Origin of the sequence: Mesorhizobium sp. M7A.F.Ca.CA.004.04.2.1 (assembly GCF_004022825.1) — a bacterium.
Taxonomy (GTDB): Bacteria; Pseudomonadota; Alphaproteobacteria; order Rhizobiales; family Rhizobiaceae; genus Mesorhizobium.
Genome location: NZ_RZPH01000693.1, coordinates 1 through 3,297 on the forward strand (window position 1 = coordinate 1; position 3,297 = coordinate 3,297).

Annotated in this window: 1 protein-coding gene and 1 pseudogene; both read left to right on the forward strand. The window is 63.8% G+C overall.

All coding sequences use genetic code 11. The annotated features are described in order from the left end of the window. Positions 1-357: pseudogene (locus tag EN893_RS38245) on the forward strand (ShlB/FhaC/HecB family hemolysin secretion/activation protein); the annotation flags it as partial. 10 nt (positions 358-367) lie between these two features. Continuing rightward, positions 368-3,297: filamentous hemagglutinin N-terminal domain-containing protein (locus tag EN893_RS25330; RefSeq protein ID WP_128361858.1), on the forward strand; the 2,930-nt coding region annotated here is incomplete at its 3' end.

Sequence of the window (3,297 nt, forward strand, 5' to 3'; positions counted from 1 at the left end):
GGGCTGGTCGGCGCGAACGGCCTGTCGAGCTTCGACGCCGGCGCGCTGCAGGGCGATTCCGGCTATGTGCTGCGCGGCGAGCTGTCCTCACCCTGGTACGTCCCGTTCACCGGCGGCATCGTTTCGTTGTCTCCCTACGTGTTCGGCGCTGTCGGCCAGGTGCATCTCGAAATGCCGACCGCGCTCGAGACGGCCAACATCGTCGGCGCGTCATACGGGCTTGGCCTTAAGGTCGGCACCGCGCTGGCGGGTGACGCGACCAACGCCAGCCTGACGCTGGAATGGGGCCGCCAGCATCGCGACGATCACCTGCCGACAAGCGATCGCTTTTCGCTCAGCGGCGCCGTCCAGTTCTAGAGAGATCACCATGAAGCGCAAAGCCCACCTCTCACGGCGGCACCTTAACCGCACCGGCGCGCCGTTGATGGCGCTGCTTTTGACGTCGACGGCACTTGTCGGCTTCACGTCGGCGCGAGCACAGGAACTGCCAACAGGCGGCAGCGTGGCGTCCGGCGGTGTCACCATCGCCCATCCATCGTCGTCGCAACTGACCATCAGGCAGTCGACCAGTTCGGCGATCGTCAACTGGCAGAGTTTTTCCATCGGCGCCGGCGCGACAGTCACTATCGACCAGCCATCGTCCTCGGCAACGATGCTGAACCGCGTCACCGGTGGCACTAAATCGACCATATCGGGCCAGCTCAACGCCAATGGCCAGGTGTTCCTGGTCAATCCCAACGGCATTGCCATCTCCAAGACCGGCAAGGTCAGTGCCGCGGGTTTCGTTGGCTCCTCGCTGGGCATCAGCGACGAGGATTTTGAGGCCGGAAAGCTGGAGTTCGAAGGCAATGGAGCTTCCGCTGCCGTCGCCAACCAGGGTTCCATCAGCATCGGGCGTGGCGGCTATGCCGCATTGATCGGTGGCAGCGTCGACAATGCCGGCTCGATCACCGTGCCGCTCGGCAAGGTCGGGCTCGGCTCGGGCGAGAAGGCGGCGCTCGATCTGTCCGGCGACGGCTTCTTGCAGGTCTCCGTGCCGACCAGGGCTGATGGCAGCAATGCGCTGGTCAGCAATTCCGGACGTATCAGTGCCGATGGCGGACTGGTCGAACTCAAGGCGGCGGCGGTGCGCAATGCAGCACGCCAGGCCGTCAACATGTCCGGTGTCATCGAGGCACGCACGGTGTCAGGTCAATCCGGCGCCATCGTGCTTGGCGGCGATGAAGGCGCGGTCGAAATCACCGGCACGCTCGACGCTTCGGCCAAGGCCGGCGGCAAGGGCGGCAAGGTCACGGTCACCGGCCGCAAACTGAAGCTCAAGGCCGCCAAGGTCGATGCCTCGGGCAAGGATGGCGGCGGCAGCGTCAGGATCGGCGGTGACAAGCAGGGCAAGGGCACCTTGCAACGCGCGGTCACAATCGAGATCGATGCGAAGACGACAATCAGCGCCGATGCGACCGGCACCGGCGATGGCGGCACGGTCATCGTCTGGTCCGACGAGCAGACAAAGTTCGCGGGCAAGATTTCCGCACGTGGTGGCGATGACGGCGGCAATGGCGGCTTCGCGGAAGTGTCCGGCAAGCAGCGCCTCGACTTCACCGGTGCGGTCGATCTGCGCGCCCGGTTCGGCGATACCGGCGACCTTCTGCTCGACCCCTACAACGTCACCATCTCCAACGCTGCCGGCAACACCGGCGGCAGCATGTCCGCCAACACCAATGACAGCGTCATCAACGTCACCACGCTGCAGAACCTTCTCGCAACCGCAAACGTCACCATCTCAACCGGCAGCGGCGGTTCGCAGGCTGGCGACATCACCATTGCCGCGCCGATCAGCTGGAACACCAACACGCTGACGCTCAGCGCCTTTCATTCCATCGTCTTCAATGCGAACGCCACGATCGGCGGCGTCGGCGGGTTGACGCTGGTCACCAACAATGGCGGCACCGGGGGCACGATTTCCTATGCCTTGGGTGCATCGGCGACCTTCACCGGCACGCCGGGAGCGCAGGCGCTGTCGATCGACGGCCAGAGCTACACGCTGATCTACGATGTCAACGGCCTGCAGGCGATCAACAGCGGCCTGACCGAACGGTATGCGCTGGCCAACAACATCGAGGCCAGTTCCACCTACTATTGGAACAACCTGCTCGGTTTCACCGCGCTGGGCACCGACGGCAACACCAACATCCAGAATGGCGGCAACGGCTTTACCGGCACCTTCGACGGTCTCGGCCATATCATCAACCAGATCTGGGTGCGGCAGATTCCGGCCAACTATGTCGGGCTGTTCGGCTATGTCGGCAGCACCGGCGTGGTGCGCAATGTCGGACTGGTCGACGCCTATATCAGTGGTTCGTACAACACCGGCGCAATTGCCGGCTTTAGCAAGGGTACGATATCGGGGGTTTGGGCAAGCGGCTATCTCGAAGGTGTCGCTGCCGTCGGCGGTCTCGTCGGACGCAATGAGGGCACGATCACCGGTTCGTTTTCGACGAACGCGGTGCGAGGACACGATGGCAGCCAGATCGGAGGCATTGCCGGTTTCAACAGCAGCACGATCAGCCAGGTCCATGCCAGTGGTTCGGTTGTCGGTGGCGACAACATCGGCGGCCTGGTCGGGTTCAATGTCGGCGCCATCAGCGACGGCTATTCCACAGGCGCCGTGCTTGGACTTCTGGGCGCTACCGGCGTTGGCGGCAGCGTCGGCTTTTCCTGGGGCACGGTCACCAATGTCTATTTCGACACCACCACGTCAGGAACGACGACGGGCGTTGCCGGCCAAGGCGCTGCAGGCGTCACCAGCACCGGCCTGACCACGGCACAGCTGCAGGGCGGCGGCGCCACCAGCTTGAGCTCCGCTTTCGTCGGCGGAACCGGCGGTCTCTACCCGTATCTGAACAGTTTCTATCCAAACGGCATCCAGGCGATCTCCGGCATCGCCTACAAGGATGGCGGCATCACACCGCTCTCGTCGGCCACGCGACAGCCCTACTATGCAAAAAATCCCGGTTGGGTCACCGGCGTCTCGAACGGTGTCGACATCGGCACGGTGACCACGGGCGTCAACGGTTACTACTACATCGCCGTGCCGACCGGCTGGATATCGGACAGCGTGCTGGCCTACACCGTTCGCGATTCGCATCCGGACGACAGTTCCGGGGCTCAGAACGGCGTGACATTTCGCACCGGGCTTGCGGGCGGGAATGTCTCCAACCTGAACGTCTATGGCAACTGGCGTCTCGACGAGGCGGACAGTTCGATCACGTCTCTTTCGGCGCTGCAGGACGCCGCTGC